We start from the raw sequence: 16530 nt of genomic DNA, 5'->3' as shown, positions 1-16530 counted from the left end.
ACCAATAATCAGCAGAAATAGATGACTTATGGATTGACTTATCTCTCTCAGCACTGGATCATAATAGAGAGAGGCTATCAATTATGACACTAACAGAGTTTAAGTATATTGTTGCGGTTGCCCGCGAGCGCCATTTTGGCCGTGCGGCAGAAGCATGTTTCGTCAGCCAACCAACGTTAAGTGTTGGCGTAAAAAAGCTTGAAGAACAACTGGGGATCACCCTTTTTGAGCGTAGTAAATCAGACGTACGTACCACGCCACAAGGTGATCTCGTGGTCGAACAAGCCCAGCGCATTCTTGAGCAGGTCAGCCAGCTCAAGCAAATGGCTAAGCAAAACTCGGATCAACTTGACGGCCCACTAAAAATTGGTGCCATCTTCACCATCGGCCCTTACCTTTTGCCATCGCTGATACCGCAGCTGCGCCAACTCGCTCCAAAGATGCCACTTCATATTGATGAAGATTATACCCATAACCTTCGCACCAAACTGCGTAATGGTGATGTTGATGCAATCATTGTGGCACTTCCCTTTGAAGAGCCCGAAGTTGATGTGATTCCCTTATACCAAGAAGATTTCATCGCTTTATTGCCAGAGCGTCACCCTTGGGTCAAACGCGATTCACTGCAATTAGTGGATATCGCTGATGAAGTGATGATCATGTTAGGTGCTGGACACTGCTTTCGTGATCAGGTACTCGAAGCCTGTCCACAGTGTCGCGACAACAGTTTAAACCCACAAAAAGACTGGATCACAGGCAGCTCGATTGAAACCATTCGTCAAATGGTCGCTAGCGGTCTTGGAATCAGCGTGATCCCGAAATCAGCGGCGGACTTTCATAATGAAAAACTAGGGCTAGTGACTCGTGAATTCGATACCCCGAAACCGAGTCGCCAGGTGGCTCTGGCTTACCGCCGCAGCTTCCCACGAAAGAAAGCTCTCGATTTGATTAAGCAGGCGCTTGAGATTATCGAACTCCCAGGTGAACGCATTAACGATTAATGGCCATTTCTAAACTCGCTTCGGATATCAACCTCGCTAACCTCGACTGCACCAGTCTGAAAGGGGTTGGCCCGAAGCTGGCTGAAAAGCTCGAACGACTGCATATCCGCAATGTCCTCGACCTTCTATTGCATCTCCCCCTTCGGTATGAAGATCGGACTCAAATAAAAACCATCGCCAGTTTACAGGACGGCGATCGAGCCTTGATCAAAGTGCAGGTCGAGATGACCCAAGTGAAATACGGCAAGCGACGCTCGCTTATCTGTCGCGCTAGCGATCAAACAGCCAGCATCGACTTCCGTTTTTTCTACTTCAATAAAAGCCAACAACAACGGCTCGAAAAAGGTGCCGAATTTTACGCTTTTGGTGAAGTTCGCCGTTTTGGGTATCAATGCAATATGGTACATCCTGAACTGACAGCCATCACCGCGACCAGTTCTGCCCCTTTACTCGATAGCTTAACGCCAGTGTACCCTACAACTGATGGGTTACACCAAAACAGCCTTAGGCCATTAACTCAACAAGCGGTGGCCTTATTAGATAAGCACCCAATCGACAACTTACTGCCAGAAAAGGTACAAAGCCAGTTTCAACTGCCCGATATTAACCAAGCTCTGAAGTGGATTCACACCCCTCCAAAAGATGCTCAACCAGAACTATTACAGCAATTTACTTCGCCTTCTGCGCGACGTTTGATTTGTGAAGAACTACTGGCCCATCAGCTCAGTATGATGCTTCAGCGTCATAAACTTGAAGAGCATCAAGCAGCCTCCATGCAAACTAGAGGCACGCTTCAAGACAAGTTGCTTAGCCAGCTTCCCTTCAAGCCAACCAACGCTCAGCAACGTGTTAGCCAAGAAATCATTCAAGATCTCGAAAGCTCCAAACCCATGCTTCGACTATTACAAGGTGATGTCGGCGCTGGTAAAACCCTAGTCGCGGCCATGGCGGCCTTGCAAGCTATCGAGGCAGGGTATCAAGTCGCTATAATGGCACCAACAGAGATCTTAGCTGAGCAGCATTACCTTTCATTCTCACAATGGATGGAAGCTTTGGGTATTCATACGACTTTTTTAATTAGCAAATTACCCGCCAAACAAAAAAACGAGTCATTGGCCCAAATTGCTTCTGGTGAGGCCCAACTGATTATCGGCACTCACGCTCTTTTTCAGAAAGATGTGCACTACAATAAGCTTGGACTAGCCATCATCGATGAGCAGCACCGTTTTGGTGTTAACCAACGCCTGGCTTTAAAGCAAAAAGCCCCCGAAGGCTATCAGCTGCATCAATTGATGATGACCGCCACCCCGATCCCTCGAACCTTGGCAATGACGGTTTATGCCGATATGGATGTTTCGATTATTGATGAGCTTCCACCGGGTCGTACGCCAGTACAGACAGTTGCACTTTCTGACCAAAAACGTGAGCAAGTTATTCAACGAATCGCTACCGCTTGTGGTGATGAGAATCGTCAGGTGTACTGGGTTTGCACCTTGATTGATGAATCGGAAGAGGTGCAATGCCAAGCGGCAGAAACCACGGCTAACCAGTTAGCCGAGCAGCTACCAAACCTCAATGTTGGGCTTGTCCATGGCCGCTTAAAAAGCGAACAGAAACAAATGGTTATGGATAAATTCAAACAGGGTGAGTTGGATATTCTGGTGGCAACCACCGTGATTGAAGTTGGTGTGGATGTACCTAACGCAAGCCTCATGATTATCGAGAACCCCGAACGCCTAGGCTTATCTCAGCTTCACCAGCTTCGCGGTCGCGTGGGTCGTGGCTCAGTTGAGAGTCACTGCGTGTTACTGTACCAGCAACCGCTTTCCAATAATGCCAAGTCCCGCATCCAAGTCATGCGTGACACTAATGATGGCTTTGTTATTGCCGAAGAAGACCTTAAACTCCGCGGGCCTGGGGAAATGCTCGGCACACGCCAAACGGGAGATATCGGCTTGCGCTTTGCCGATCTGGTACGCGATGCTGAATTAGTCGCTGAATTACAAGAAGTTGCGCATCATTTGGCTAAACACTCTCCTCAACTTGCTCAAAAGATTACTCAACGCTGGCTTGGCTCCCGCCAAGACTTCGCGGATGTCTAACCTTAACCCTTATAACCGCCCAAACACCCTAATTATGGGATTTATAGCGACTTTGTGTTAAAGTTGGCGACCTAATTTTAGACACACCCATTAACGATGAGGATTCAGGAATGAAAGAGCCTGTTCGCGTTACGGTAACCGGAGCAGCCGGTCAAATTTGTTACTCTTTACTTTTCCGCATTGCCAGCGGCGAAATGCTAGGTAAAGATCAACCAGTTATTTTAAATCTTCTAGAAATCACGCCAGCACTTAAGGTTTGTGAAGCGGTAGCTATGGAGCTAAACGACTGCGCATTCCCATTAGTAAAGGACGTGGTTGTAACTGACGATCCAGCTGTTGCATTTAAAGACGCTAAGATTGGCTTGATGGTTGGTGCTAAGCCTCGTGGCCCAGGCATGGAGCGTAAAGACCTAATCGCTGATAACGGTAAAATCTTCAGCTCATTAGGTAAAGTGATTGATGACGTTGCTGATAAAGACATCCGCATCTGTGTTGTGGGTAACCCAGCCAACACTAACGCATACATCCTAGCAGCTAACGCACCAAGCATTAATCAGCGTAACATCACGGCTCTAACGCGCCTTGACCATAACCGTGCGATTTATCAGCTTGCTGAGAAGTCAGGTTCAGACATCGCCGACGTTAAGAAAATGACCATCTGGGGCAACCATTCTGTGACTCAAGTACCTGATATTTCTTTCACAGAAATCAACGGTGCTAACGCAGCGGATAAAGTTGACGCGACTTGGGCCAAAGAAGAGTTCATCCCAACCGTTGCTAAGCGTGGTGCAGCAGTGATTGCAGCACGTGGCGCATCGTCAGCAGCTTCTGCAGCTAACGCTATCCTTGATCACATGCGCGACTGGTGCCTAGGTTCTGAGTCTGGTGACTGGGTCTCAATGGCTGTACCTTCAGACGGTAGCTATGGCGTTGAAAAAGGTCTTATCTACTCATACCCTGTCGTATGTAAAGATGGCGATTACGAAATCGTTCAAGACTTAGAAGTATCTGATTTCATCAAAGGCAAAATGGTTGAATCAGAAACTGAGCTTAAAGAAGAACGCGACACAGTATCAGATCTACTGTAAGCACTTTCTTTATGTACAAAAAAGGCGCTTTTGTAGCGCCTTTTTTGTACTTATATACTATTACAATCTCTAGACTTAAAAATACATTACTTATCTTCGAAAATTGACTCGTCAGGTAACTCAAAAATACGTCCAGTTTCGCAGACCTTTTCTCTTTCTTTATTAAGAACAATTCTAAATCGTTTGCTCCTCTCAAGAGTTTTTGCCTCACCTTGCTTTTCATAAGCAAGTAACTCGTATGAGTGGTCTTTTTCTACCGTAACATCTACATACTGACGGTCTATAACACTTGGCGTATTAAGCCCCCCGACATTTTTGCTTACTACAAATACTTCCAACCGGTGCTTCCCTGGTTCTAGCTTAATTATTCCAGAAGAGTTTTTTCTTACTCCCCAACCCATCTTATCGACTCGAAGCTCATTGACTTCTCTAAACCTAATCGGGAAGAAGTGCTGCTTGCTAGTGACGCTCAAATCATGGGAGTATACTTCAGCACACGACTGTAATTCCTTTTTATTACTATTCGTCGCACATGCTGTAATTAACCCTGCAAATATTATAGTTATAATTAATTTCATACTAATCTCCTTCAAGTAAAGTCCTTTAATGTTGCTAATATGGCTAATTGTAATACCCTTATATTCACGGTATAACAAATACTTATACTAATACTTTTCGACTAATTTGCAATTTTCCCATGTTGACTTCTAAATCTGAGAACTTAATCCTTCGACACATTGAGCCGAAAGATGCTGAATTTATTCTCAACCTCTACAACCAAGCCGCTTTTAAACAGAATATTGGTGATCGAGGCGTCAACACACTAGACGATGCAAGAGCGTTTATTGAGGTAACTCAAAAACATTATGACAATCATGGGTTTTGGCTCTACTTAGTTGAAGAGCAATCGACAGGGATGCCCGTTGGTGTGAATGGTTTGATTCAACGCGACTACCTACATGCCCCCGACATTGGCTTCGCCATCGACGAACAACACTGGCGCAAAGGCTACGCCTTCGAATCAAGCCAAGCAGTTGTCCAGCATGCCACCGATCTCGGTTATTACGAATTACTCGCCATAACCAGCACCAACAACCAAAACTCCATACAATTACTTTTAAAGCTCGGATTCCATTTTGCAAAATGTGACGACTTTGAAGGGGGTGGGGAGAAGATAAACTTGTATAAAATCAACCTATTAAGTCAATAACCAGCCCAAAAATCACGTCACATCTGTTAACACTTGCGCACGTTTTGTTGCGACTTGTTACTACCTTTTCACACTTTTCTATTATTAAATATTAGGTAAGCATCTAATCAAGGAAAACTGAATGTCACTACTATTAAATATCTTATGGCTCATCTTTGGCGGATTTTTCGTCTCGATGGGTTATATCGCTGGCGGGATCGCGCTGTGTTTTACCATTATCGGTATTCCGTGGGGCATGCAATGCTTTAAACTCGCTATTTTCGCACTGTTCCCCTTTGGACAGGATACCCGCATGGCCGATCGCCCTGCTACACAAGACTTGGTCAACGTGATTCTTAATATCATTTGGTTAATTTTCGGCGGCATCTGGGTCATGCTAAACCATATCTTCTGGGGCATCGTGCTGTGTATCACCATCATCGGGATTCCTTTTGGTATCCAGCATTTCAAAATGGTCAAACTGTCTATCTGGCCATTTGGTCGAGAAATTTATGGCCTAAAGAATGGCGAGCGCTTGTTTTAGTCAGCCCTTTCCTGCAAAGATATGAGATATAAGCAGCCTACATGGCTGCTTTTTTTTAGCTAGGACCTCTCGATACTAAGGTGAGCTAAAGCAAGCGTACAAGTTTCCAGCTCGCGCAGGTCCAGGCAAGTGACCCGTCTGAATATTACCAGGTAATGTTGATATATAGTTCAATAACCCACTTACTTGGTTTCGGTGCCTGATAATACCTAAATTTCTAATGGTTTTTATTGCCCAACAATCAGCCGTTACCTCTGAGTTACGCGAAGGGTGAACTGCATGGTGGGCACATTCATGAGCGTACCAGAACTGACGCACATACTCAGGCAAGGGTCTTACCACATTAGGGTTGATCTGAATAATTGGCTGACCATTGTATGTTCGATGTGCCACGCCGACATCATTTAAGTTAGGATTTGCAATATAAGGGACTGCTTGCCCGTTAAACGCTCGACACGGCAATGGTTCGCTCAACGCATCGACAGATGAAAAAATAAGGATTATTCCAAAGATAACTTTAAAGCATTTCATTCTACTCTCCTTGTATAAGAGGTTGAAAGCAAGCCTCTGGACGTCCTCCAAGCTTGTGCCTGGTTATTTTTTAATCATATTACCAAATCTGGCTCATCAACGCGACGTAAAATATACCCGCCATTATTTTCATTATGATCTTTTTTCAACAACCGCCAGTGTCAGTCGAGAAATACAGCTTAACTTATCATTTGAATCGTACAGCCGAATCTCCCAAACTTGGGACTTACTGCCGCCATGCACTTGTTTTGCTCGCCCTCGAACCGTTCCTGAACGCACGCCACGCAGGTGATTGCCGTTAACTTCCTGCCCAACACAAATATATTTGTCAGGATCAATGGTTAGCATGCCACCAATCGAACCCAGTGTTTCCGCCAGAACGATATTAGCACCACCATGTACAAGTTTATAAGGCTGGAAAGTTCTATGGTCCGCAGGCATTGTGCCCTCGATATAATCATCGCCAACCGCTGTGATTTCAATCCCTATGTGTTCTAGAATTGTTCCCTCTTTCCAACTATTAATCTCTTCTAAATCAGGCTCTTTGAACCAAATACTCATTATAATCTTCCGACTTATTGATCAATCTTATGTAACTCTACAAACTGATAATTATACTTATTTTTCTCATCCGGTTGATGTGTTTCGCGTGACACTTCTTTCCAGTCATGATGTGTCCAATCAGGAAAACGTGCGTCGCCGTCTGTATCTAGATCGATAAAGGTGAGGTACAGTTTGTCTGCTTGGTCGATCATTTGCCCGTAGATATTAGCCCCGCCGATAATCATGATTTCTTCTTCGCCTGCAGCCACTTCGAGTGCAGCTTCGAGGCTGGTGACGACTTCACAGTGCTCATTGTGGAAGTCTGAGCGGTAGTCTGGATTGCGACTGATAATAATATTTTTGCGGCCAGGCAACACCATACCAATTGATTCATGGGTTTTACGTCCCATGATGACTGGCTTGCCTAGAGTGACCGCTTTGAAGTGCTTTAAATCAGCAGGTAAGTGCCACGGCATCTGATTGTCTTTACCAATCACACGATCATTCGCCATAGCAACAATTAGGCTGATAATAGGTTTCTTATCGGTACTCAAAGACGTCGACATTTTACACCGCCACAGGTGCTTTAATGTGCGGATGACTTTCGTAGCCCACAATTTCAAAGTCTTCAAACTCATAGTCGAATAGCGAGCTAGGCTTACGTTTGATATTCAGCTTCGGCAAAGGCAGTGGCTCACGTGACAGCTGCTCTTTGGCTTGCTCGAAATGGTTGCTGTAAAGGTGCGTATCGCCGCCCGTCCAAATGAACTCACCGACGTCTAACCCAGCTTGTTCAGCCATCATGTGAGTCAATAATGCGTATGACGCGATATTGAACGGCACACCAAGGAAAATATCAGCACTACGCTGATATAGCTGACACGATAATTTACCGTTTGCGACATAGAACTGGAATAAGGAGTGGCAAGGCGGTAACGCCATTTCATCCGCTACGCCAGGATTGTAGGCAACCACCATCAAGCGGCGGCTGTTCGGGTTATTCTTAATCTGCTCAAGCACATTAGAGATTTGGTCGATAGTAGTACCATCAGGCTTTTTCCACGAGCGCCACTGTTCGCCGTAAACTGGGCCTAGGTCACCATTATCATCAGCCCACTCATCCCAAATCGACACACCGTTATCTTTTAAGTATTGAATATTGGTGTCGCCGTTTAGGAACCACAGTAGTTCATAAATAATCGAACGTAAATGCAGTTTCTTCGTAGTCACGAGCGGAAAACCTTGCTGTAAATCAAAGCGCATTTGATAGCCAAACACGCTACGAGTACCAGTGCCGGTTCTATCGCCTTTATCTTCGCCATGCTCAAGTACGTGGCGCATCATGTCTAAGTATTGTTTCATAATTAATCGTTCACAAATTATTTGGTTACTTTCTTAGCCTTTGTTGCTACCTGTGGCTGTTGGTAGGCCTTAACCAACAAATATACACCAATCGCGATCATCGGCACACACAACACTTGCCCCATGGTTAACCATGAGATCACTTCACCTAAGTGAGCGTCAGGCTCGCGGAAGAATTCCACACCAAACCTAAACACACCGTAGCCAATTAAGAATACTGAAAACACCGCTTTTCGAGGACGTGGTTTTGCCGAGTAGAACCAAACAATTAAAAATAATATTAAACCTTCGAAAATTGCTTGGTACAACTGCGATGGATGGCGCAGTAACCCGGCAGGGTCTTGCGGAAACCTAATCGCTAAGAAAAAGTCTGCGCTCGCTTCTCGACCCCATAATTCGCCATTAATAAAGTTGCCAATTCGACCAAACATTAAGCCTAGAGGTACTAAAGGAACCATAAAATCAGCTACGTCAAAGAAAGGCTTGTTGTTCTTACGGGCGAAATACCAACCGGCTGCGATAACACCCAGCAACCCACCATGGAACGACATACCGCCTTCCCATATTTTAAAAATATATAACGCGTCTTCAGCCCAGAACTCTAAACCATAAAACAACACGTACCCAATTCGGCCACCTAAAATAACACCAATGAAACCAAAGAATAGGAAGTCGGAAACTTGCTCAGGCGTCCAGCCAGAGTTCGGCTTTTTTGCACGATAAGTTCCTAAACCCCAAGCTGCTAGAAAACCTAGTAAGTACATAAATCCATACCAATGCAAAGCGATTGGCCCAATTTCAAACATCACGGGGTCTATTCTGGGAAAATCCATAAGCGTCTCTTTAATCAATAATTATTGTCAGTTCTTATATGTGGTCCACGATTATTTTCAGTGCAACGATAATTAACAGCACCGCAAATATACGCTTTATCACTTTTGTCGGCAGCTGATGTGCCAGATAGGCTCCCAAAGGTGCTGTCACCATTGAACCGAAAGCGATCGCAATCATGGCTGGCCAATAGACATAACCCACATGATTAGCAGGCAAGCCCTGAACTCCCCAGCCTGTCATGACATAACCGACGGCAGCCATTATCGCTAAAGGCAGTCCGCAAGCAGCAGCAGTACCGATAGCGGTCACTAGTTTTTCCTTATGATACAGCAAATACGGGACAACAACACTACCACCACCAATACCCACTAAGGATGATATAGCCCCCATAACAATCCCCGCGGGTAGCCGCTGCTTACCTTCTGCTCTATCGCCTTTAGCTTCGGGATTGGCGCCCGATAGCAGCTTGATGCCCACTAAAATCGCAAAGATACTGAAGATCCACGCTAACCACTCTGTATCCATATAGTTAGCAATGAAAGCACCCAATAGCCCGCCAATAGCTATCCCTGGAATCAAAACCTTCAGCAAATCGGTACTTACCGAGCCTCGCTTATAGTGAGAGCGTGCAGAAGATAGGGCTATAAAACATATCGTCGCCATTGAAGTACCCAAGGCAACATGCATCACGTGCGCAGGTGGCACGCCAAGCTGTGGCGCCAACCAAATCATTGCCGGCACAATGACCATGCCACCGCCGATGCCTAACAAGCCCGCGAGTACGCCGTTAAATAAGCCCAAACCTACAAAAGCTAACAACCAAAGAATTTGTGTATCCAAAAGACATTCTAAGTGTTTACGAATGAACTGATTATGGCATAAATGGCGCACGTTTTAATGGCTAAATACACATCTGTTGCCAGTAGCCATTCTTTATTCCCTTTACGGCCTACGATATGATGATATTAATGTCACTCAACATAGAAATACCATGCGACGTTTTAGCGAAGCCTGCGAGAGGAACCAAGGTCCAATACTGGATGTTATCAAACAATACCTGACACATTCCCAAGAGGTATTAGAAGTTGGTTCAGGAACGGGACAGCACGCCGTTTGGTTTGCTGGCGCTATGCCACATCTTACATGGCATACCACTGATCTGCCCGAAAACCACGGCTCGATCATCGCTTGGTTAGAAGCCAGCGAACTACCTAATATTCGAAAACCACGAACTTTGAATGTCGGCCAGAGAGTTTGGCCCGTGAATCAAGTTGATGCCATTTTTACAGCTAATACCTGCCACATTATGTCGTGGGATAGAGTGAAGGACTTATTTGAAGGTGGGAATCGTGTCACAAAACCTGGCGGCTACCTCTTGATATACGGTCCTTTTAACGTCGGCGGTAACTACACTTCTGAATCAAACAAAGAGTTCGACGCATTCCTAAAAGAACAAGATCCAGAAAGTGGCATTCGTGATTATGAGGACATGAACCGAGCCGCGCGCCATAACGGATTCCAGCTGGTTGAGCGACATAAGATGCCTGCCAATAATATGCTGTTGGCTTATCAGAAAAGTTCTAGTTTTTAATTCGAGACCTAAATCACACCATATTCATTTCAGTTCGCAATCCTTACATAATATTTCTATAATTTATCTAAAATATTTAAGTAAGGATACGGAATGCTGTGTATATTCGATGGAGTTATTAACAACCCTAAAGTTACCAATAAAATCATCCCCAATATTGAACATGGAATACTGCCAAAAGTTAAGGCCTTAGTACTTCACCGGACTTCTGCTGGAACCGCTGAATCGACTCTAAACGCTTGGCAGTCTAAAAAATCTGGTGCTCACTTCCTGATCGACAAAACAGGAAAGATCTATCAAACAGCTTCACTAAAGAAACAGTGCTGGCATGTTGGATTACTTCAGTCCCGTTGTCGGCTAGAAGGGTCATGCAGTACAGAAGACGCTAAATTTATTAAGAAAACGCTCCACGGTTCAGGAAGTTGGGGAAGTAAGTTCAAGAAAGTCTACCTCAATGAGAAAAAGAAAGATTACCCTGACAGATACCCTTTAAATAGTGACTCACTTGGTATAGAGCTTGTGGGTGCTTATCTAGGCGGATCTGGCGACAAAGGCCCCTTTGAGAAATTAAAAGAACCACAAGGTAAAAGCTTTTTATGGCTAGTCACAGAGCTACTTTCTCAATACGATTTATCTTTCAAGGAGGATGTTTATGCGCACGGCAGTATCGCCAGGAAGAAAGTCAAAGAAGGTGTCGATGCTTTCGAATGGCTAAAGGATAACTACCAATGAAATATATTATCTTATTATTAACATCTTTTGTTTTAGCTAGCTGCACAAGCAAAAATACCGAGCAAACATCCAAGTACTCAGATATCATAATACACAAACAGGGGCAGAGCCTTGATGATGATGACGTCATTACTCGAGCCTGTGCTGACTTTGTACTAAGCAAAAACTCCGTCTACCACTTTTTTAACCAGTCTCAAGTTATCTCAGAAATTCAGCTGCATAACGAACACGACATTCTACCCTGCTACTCCGAGGGCACACTGATACTAGACGATAAACCATATTCATGGCGTATTCGAGCAGGAGGAACTGGCGTGTTGAGCAGTAATGACGAGGTTATCAACAAAGCGTGTTCAGAGAAGGCGTGTTCTAATATTCCTAACCTACATTAAAAAGAGCAGCTGGTTAGCTGCTCTCTGATTCTTTATTGGAGTTGTTAGCTCTGTAGGGATGCCGTGGCCTGCGACGTCGATTCCCTTGGCGTTGTTGATTACCACCAGAATCATGACTCGCTGAAGCTTGCTCTTGCTTATTATGGCGCGAACTGCCGTGCTTCTTATGTTTCTTTTCCGGTCTATGGCTGGACTTGCCCTGCATTTGGAAACGAAACATAGGTCCCATCAACTCCGATAGCGCTGAACGGTATACGTCACGCTTAAAGTTCACGACATTTCGTACTGGATACCAGTAGTTGACCCAGATAAAACCATCAAATTCAGGATGGTCTGTCGCTTCAAAGTCAATTTTAGCTTCATCGCTCACCAGCTGTAACAAAAACCACTTTTGTTTTTGGCCAACACACAGTGGTTGGGAGTTCTGGCGAATCAGTCGTTGCGGCAACCGGTACTTATACCAGTGCTGCGTACTCCCTAGAATACGGACATCATCTTTTTCAAGGCCCACTTCTTCGTATAATTCTCGGTACATTGTTTGCTCTGCACTTTCGCCCGGGTGCACGCCCCCTTGCGGGAACTGCCACGATGTCTGTCCAAAACGGCGTGTCCAGAGTAACTGGCCTTGGTTGTTACAAATGATGATGCCGACGTTGGCCCTAAAGCCGTCTGCGTCGATCATCTATTCATCCAAATCATAAAACTTTGTTATCATTGTTCCACATACCGATGCTTTCGACAATAATAAATTATGCAGTACGAGAACCCACAAGCTTTACTAGACTACGCTCAGAGCTTTGCTGGCTTTACTTTAGGTGAGTTATGCGAACGCTATAAGGAGCAAATTCCACAGCAGCTCCTCCATAAAAAGGGTTGGGTGGGTCAGTTTCTGGAAATGATTTTAGGTGCGACGTCCGGCTCCTTGGCGCAACCGGACTTCCCTGAAATCGGTGTTGAGCTGAAAACTCTACCAATCGATGAGCTGGGGCGTCCACTTGAGTCTACCTATGTTAGTGTCTTACCTTTGACTAACATACAAGGCTTACGCTGGGAAAACTCCGTGGTCCGTCATAAGTTAATGCACGTACTATGGATTCCTATCGTTGCCAGCAGGGATATCGCTATTGAAAATCGTCAAATCGCCATGCCTTTTCTCTGGCAACCGACGCGAGAAGAAGAGAGCGTGTTAAAAAAGGACTTTGAAGATGTGTTAGATCAAGTTTCTATGGGAAGGATTGAACAGGTTGACGCAAGGTTAGGAGATATTTTGCAAGTTAGACCCAAGGCGGCCAACTCAAAAGCTTTAACCGATGCGATAGGGCCTGATGGTTCAACTATCAAGACATTGCCTAGAGGTTTTTATTTACGCCCCCAATTTACGAAGCAATGTTTACTAAAGCAATTTAGTTAACCAACGCTAACTGCTCTGCTTTAAGTTTTTGTCTTGCTTGATCAAAAGCTAGTTTACGCTGGCGACCCGAAGCGCTTAACCTTTTATCGAGCTCCATATACATTTGAAAATACTTGATAGCCTTCTCTTTTTGGTCAAGCTCAGAATAAATCTTTGCCAAGATTTCACTCGCGCCTTTGGAGCGTTTGATGTCGCCTATCTCCATCGAAACCTTCAATGCTTTTAAAGCTAACTCTTCAGCTTCACCGTATCGACCTATTTTTGAGTACAAATTCGCTAAACTGATTTCAGTGCTTGCATTGAGAACTTTCCACCCATATTTTTTAACTTCGCTATAATTCTCTTCTAAAAGTTTCTTGGCCGAAGTGAAGTCACCTTTTTGTATCGCTATATCTGCCCTGATATTCGGTAAGTGCAATAAAAAAATTGTTTCATTTGCTTTTGTGCATATATCATCTGTTTTAGCCAACCTGTCTACGGCTAGCTCATGCCTATCAGCTGATAATTCCATAAGGGTCATCTCAAAATATGCTTGGCACTGATCAGATAAGTCTTTTCTTTGTATTCCTAGTTTAAGTAACCGCCGAGCATAGTCCATTGCATAATCAAACATGCCTGAGTCATTATAAAAACTTACAGCATTCTGTAAGATACTCGACTTATACTCTTCATTGTTAATGACTGGAACAAATCCTAAGGATTTATCTAAATGATAATAAGATCTCTCGTACTTACCTTGAAACTGCAACACACCCGCGAGGATCGAATGGGCACGCCCTTTATAATCAACATCAGCTTCACTACCGATAATATCTAATAACAACGCTTCTGCCTCAACAAAATTACTATGCATAGTTTCAGAGTGCGCTACCAGTAATAAATAGAGATACTTTTCTTTGCTTGAGAAGTTTGCCTTATGTTTTGATATTTTCTCGAGTGACAACTTAGTATTCGCTAAATTACTCAGCCTTTGTCTTTCAATGACTTGCAACTCGTCCAAATAAGCCGCGCTTGCTATATTGGCCACTATCGAATACAACATACTGATTAATACTATAGCTTTCATATTCATAAACTTAACTCTCTTCTCTACGTGCAATATCGAAAGCAAGTTTCCTTTGTCTTACTTTTACTCTATTTTCAGAGTTCAACTTTCTAAATTCATTGTAATATTTTATAGCTTCTTCTTTTTGACCAGTTTTTGAGTATATCTGTGCTAAGATTTCAGCAGATATTTGTAGCCGGCGTCTATCTTTTCCCTCGCTTGCTTTATGATAGGACGCTAGCGCATACTCTTCGGCCCTATCGTACTTGTTCAACCTAAAATAGTTCTTAGCAATCGCTATATTCAATTGAGCAATTAAATTTTTCCAGCCTATCGCATTGACTGGCCCAATTATTTTAAGTAACTCTGCATTACTTTTTTTAAGTTTACCTTGATCAGCCTCAATTTCATTGAGAGCGATAATAGAGACATATTCAAAAATTTTACTTTCATTGTTTTTACAATAATCAACCGCTAACATCAGACGCTGTTTAGCCATTTTGATTTGCCCCGTTCTCCGCTCTATCATCCCTAATTCATAGTTGGCAATGCACAGGTACTCGCCATGCTTTAACTTTCTAGCTTCAACCTGTAAGTTTCGAGCTAACTCCAGTGCAAACTCAAATAATTCTGCTTGTTGATATATCCCTACTGCCGTTTGTAATATGCTCGCTTTATACCTTTGTCTTGTTAGATTAGGAACTGCTGTCACAGCTTTATCTAGGGCAATAAAACTCTCAACATGGTTCCCTAAAACGTGTTCAGCTGTTGCCAGCAAAATATTTGCTTTAGCTTTAATATCAATACTTTTGGTTTGCTTTATGAGAATAGCCAACCTTTCTTTACAAGCCTCCAAGTTAGATGATAAGTAATCATGATGTGCTCGAAGGAGTTGATAAAAATCTGTTTCTAATGGTGTAAATTTATCTTTATCCTGTGATAGAACTTTTAAACGTTTTTCAATATAACTGTTTCCGTTGAGCATATTTCTCTCAACGCTTACAAGCTCTTGGTAGTAGGCACCCTCTTCGGCACTGACTGCCATGGTTGCCACTATTAAAATAAGCGTGGATATAATACTTTTCAGTTTTACTACCAACCCTAAATTCTACCTCTTCTTGCTATATCAAAAGCTAACTTTCTTTGCCTTATCTTAACTTTATTCTCTGTGCTTAACTCCCTAAACTCATTGTAGTACTTTAGAGCTTCATCCCTTTTCCCTTCATTCGAGTAGATTTGTCCAAGTAGCGACGCGGCTTTTTGCAAACGTCTTTTATCTTTCGCTTCTGTTGCTAACTGATACGACAACAAAGCTCTTTGCTTTGCAGCTTTGTTTTCTCCTAACTCTAAGTAATTCCCAGCTAGATCAGCGTTTATACTCGCTATTAATAACTTCCAACCGATATCATTGGCTTGCTCTAAGGAGGGCAGCAACCTATCAATACTTTTTTTGTACTCCCCTCTTCCACTCTCTACCTTCGCTAAATAATAATCTGTCGCTATTGTCATCAGTTTATTATTTGCTTTTTTGCAATAATTCTTTGTTAATAATAGTCTTTGCCAAGCCATTTTATCGCTATTCACCATGACTTCAATGGTTCCTAGTTCGTAGTTAGCTACACATAAAGACATATTGTCATTACTCTCGCCAACCTCTACTTTTAAACGACGTGCGTGCTCAAGGGCATATTCTAGAAGCTCTGATTCTTTATATATTCCAATAGCCGTATTTAAAATACTGAGTCTGTAATTCTTATTTTTAACTTTACCTAACATGTTTATGGCTCTATCGATTGCCATAAAACCTTCAATACTATTTCCACGTAAATGCTCGATGCCTGCTAATATGATATTGGCTTGCGCCCTCGTATCAGGCGTCACTGGACTTTCTAAAAGCTTTTTTAAAGTTTCCTCTGAAGCTTTTAGTTCAGAATAAAGATATTGGTTGCGAGCTTTAAGTAAACCATAAAGTTCTTTTTCTTCTTGTGTAAACTTTTCGTACTCCCCTTCTATTGAAGCAAGCTTTTCTTTTACAGCATCATTGCCATTCAACATCTCTTTCTCAATATCAAGAAGTGTTGATAAATAACTTTCTTCAGCAACTACTTGCAATGGTAATAGAGTTATACCCAACAAAAAAATCCATCTACTAAACATTTAAAACT

At 43.3% G+C, this 16530-nt stretch carries 19 protein-coding genes and 1 pseudogene; 9 read left to right on the top strand and 11 right to left on the bottom strand.

Going from position 1 to position 16530, the window contains the following annotated elements; translation table 11 throughout:
• Positions 1-83: 83 nt before the first annotated feature.
• From KFK88_RS02405 to KFK88_RS02395, 3 genes are all read left to right on the top strand, one after another.
• Positions 84-1001 carry a LysR substrate-binding domain-containing protein gene (locus KFK88_RS02405; protein WP_223577059.1) on the top strand — a complete coding sequence of 306 codons (918 nt, stop codon included), beginning with the start codon at positions 84-86 and terminating at the stop codon, positions 999-1001.
• On the top strand, positions 1001-3103 hold the full coding sequence (gene recG / locus KFK88_RS02400; RefSeq protein WP_223577058.1) for an ATP-dependent DNA helicase RecG: 2103 nt from the start codon (positions 1001-1003) through the stop codon (positions 3101-3103). The genes KFK88_RS02405 and recG overlap by 1 nt, the downstream gene beginning before the upstream one ends.
• A gap of 110 nt (positions 3104-3213) precedes the next feature.
• On the top strand, positions 3214-4191 hold the full coding sequence (locus KFK88_RS02395; RefSeq protein WP_223577057.1) for a malate dehydrogenase: 978 nt from the start codon (positions 3214-3216) through the stop codon (positions 4189-4191).
• Positions 4192-4277: 86 nt separating this feature from the next.
• Here the strand turns inward: KFK88_RS02395 and KFK88_RS02390 are convergent, their stop codons facing one another.
• On the bottom strand, positions 4278-4769 hold the full coding sequence (locus KFK88_RS02390; protein ID WP_223577056.1) for a hypothetical protein: 492 nt from the start codon (positions 4767-4769) through the stop codon (positions 4278-4280).
• A 119-nt stretch (positions 4770-4888) separates the two neighbouring features.
• On the opposite strand from KFK88_RS02390, the gene KFK88_RS02385 reads away from it, so the two are divergent.
• Positions 4889-5401, top strand: coding sequence for a GNAT family N-acetyltransferase (locus KFK88_RS02385; protein ID WP_223577055.1), 513 nt, complete (start codon positions 4889-4891; stop codon positions 5399-5401).
• A gap of 121 nt (positions 5402-5522) precedes the next feature.
• Positions 5523-5924 carry a YccF domain-containing protein gene (locus KFK88_RS02380; protein WP_223577054.1) on the top strand — a complete coding sequence of 134 codons (402 nt, stop codon included), beginning with the start codon at positions 5523-5525 and terminating at the stop codon, positions 5922-5924.
• A gap of 75 nt (positions 5925-5999) precedes the next feature.
• Here KFK88_RS02380 and KFK88_RS02375 read toward each other — a convergent pair whose 3' ends face one another.
• The 6 genes from KFK88_RS02375 to KFK88_RS02350 form a co-directional block, all read right to left on the bottom strand.
• The gene (locus tag KFK88_RS02375; protein ID WP_223577053.1) at positions 6000-6455 is read right to left on the bottom strand and encodes a hypothetical protein; all 456 of its coding nucleotides are present in this window, start codon (positions 6453-6455) and stop codon (positions 6000-6002) included.
• Between the two features lie 132 nt (positions 6456-6587).
• Positions 6588-7016 (bottom strand): hotdog fold thioesterase, encoded by a 429-nt coding sequence (locus KFK88_RS02370; protein ID WP_223577052.1) that lies wholly within the window; start codon positions 7014-7016, stop codon positions 6588-6590.
• Positions 7017-7030: 14 nt separating this feature from the next.
• Positions 7031-7564, bottom strand: a complete 534-nt coding sequence (gene folA, locus KFK88_RS02365; RefSeq protein ID WP_263296327.1) for a type 3 dihydrofolate reductase — start codon at positions 7562-7564, stop codon at positions 7031-7033.
• Position 7565: 1 nt separating this feature from the next.
• Entirely contained in the window at positions 7566-8360 is a 795-nt protein-coding gene (locus tag KFK88_RS02360; protein WP_223577051.1) for a thymidylate synthase, read from the bottom strand.
• A gap of 17 nt (positions 8361-8377) precedes the next feature.
• On the bottom strand, positions 8378-9193 hold the full coding sequence (gene lgt, locus KFK88_RS02355; protein WP_223577050.1) for a prolipoprotein diacylglyceryl transferase: 816 nt from the start codon (positions 9191-9193) through the stop codon (positions 8378-8380).
• Positions 9194-9227: 34 nt separating this feature from the next.
• Complete coding sequence (locus KFK88_RS02350) at positions 9228-10034, bottom strand: sulfite exporter TauE/SafE family protein (RefSeq protein WP_223577049.1); 807 nt, start codon at positions 10032-10034, stop codon at positions 9228-9230.
• A 151-nt stretch (positions 10035-10185) separates the two neighbouring features.
• Here KFK88_RS02350 and KFK88_RS02345 point away from each other — a divergent pair, with 151 nt between their 5' ends.
• From KFK88_RS02345 to KFK88_RS02335, 3 genes are all read left to right on the top strand, one after another.
• Positions 10186-10785: a DUF938 domain-containing protein gene (locus tag KFK88_RS02345; protein WP_223577048.1), complete on the top strand. Its 600-nt coding sequence runs from the start codon at positions 10186-10188 to the stop codon at positions 10783-10785.
• 93 nt (positions 10786-10878) lie between these two features.
• Positions 10879-11517 carry a peptidoglycan recognition protein family protein gene (locus tag KFK88_RS02340; RefSeq protein WP_223577047.1) on the top strand — a complete coding sequence of 213 codons (639 nt, stop codon included), beginning with the start codon at positions 10879-10881 and terminating at the stop codon, positions 11515-11517.
• On the top strand, positions 11514-11909 hold the full coding sequence (locus tag KFK88_RS02335) for a hypothetical protein (protein WP_223577046.1): 396 nt from the start codon (positions 11514-11516) through the stop codon (positions 11907-11909). Before KFK88_RS02340 ends, KFK88_RS02335 begins: the two co-directional genes overlap by 4 nt.
• 205 nt (positions 11910-12114) lie before the next feature.
• Here the strand turns inward: KFK88_RS02335 and rppH are convergent.
• Positions 12115-12591 (bottom strand): annotated as a pseudogene (gene rppH / locus KFK88_RS02330) (RNA pyrophosphohydrolase); the annotation flags it as partial.
• Between the two features lie 69 nt (positions 12592-12660).
• Here rppH and mutH point away from each other — a divergent pair.
• Entirely contained in the window at positions 12661-13320 is a 660-nt protein-coding gene (mutH, locus tag KFK88_RS02325) for a DNA mismatch repair endonuclease MutH (protein WP_223577044.1), read from the top strand.
• Here mutH and KFK88_RS02320 read toward each other — a convergent pair.
• Genes KFK88_RS02320 through KFK88_RS02310 form a run of 3 tightly spaced genes read right to left on the bottom strand, consistent with a single transcriptional unit; the run spans position 13313 to position 16522 of the window.
• Positions 13313-14392 (bottom strand): tetratricopeptide repeat protein, encoded by a 1080-nt coding sequence (locus KFK88_RS02320; RefSeq protein WP_223577043.1) that lies wholly within the window; start codon positions 14390-14392, stop codon positions 13313-13315. The two genes, mutH and KFK88_RS02320, sit on opposite strands and share 8 nt — an antisense overlap.
• A gap of 4 nt (positions 14393-14396) precedes the next feature.
• Positions 14397-15410, bottom strand: coding sequence for a tetratricopeptide repeat protein (locus KFK88_RS02315; RefSeq protein ID WP_223577042.1), 1014 nt, complete (start codon positions 15408-15410; stop codon positions 14397-14399).
• Between the two features lie 56 nt (positions 15411-15466).
• The gene (locus KFK88_RS02310; protein ID WP_223577041.1) at positions 15467-16522 is read right to left on the bottom strand and encodes a hypothetical protein; all 1056 of its coding nucleotides are present in this window, start codon (positions 16520-16522) and stop codon (positions 15467-15469) included.
• Between the last annotated feature and the right edge of the window lie 8 nt (positions 16523-16530).

Origin of the sequence: Kangiella taiwanensis (genome assembly GCF_020005165.1) — a bacterium.
Taxonomy (GTDB): domain Bacteria; phylum Pseudomonadota; class Gammaproteobacteria; order Enterobacterales; family Kangiellaceae; genus Kangiella; species Kangiella taiwanensis.
The sequence above is the reverse complement of the archived record's forward strand: the minus strand, read 5'-3'. Positions and strand labels throughout refer to the sequence as shown.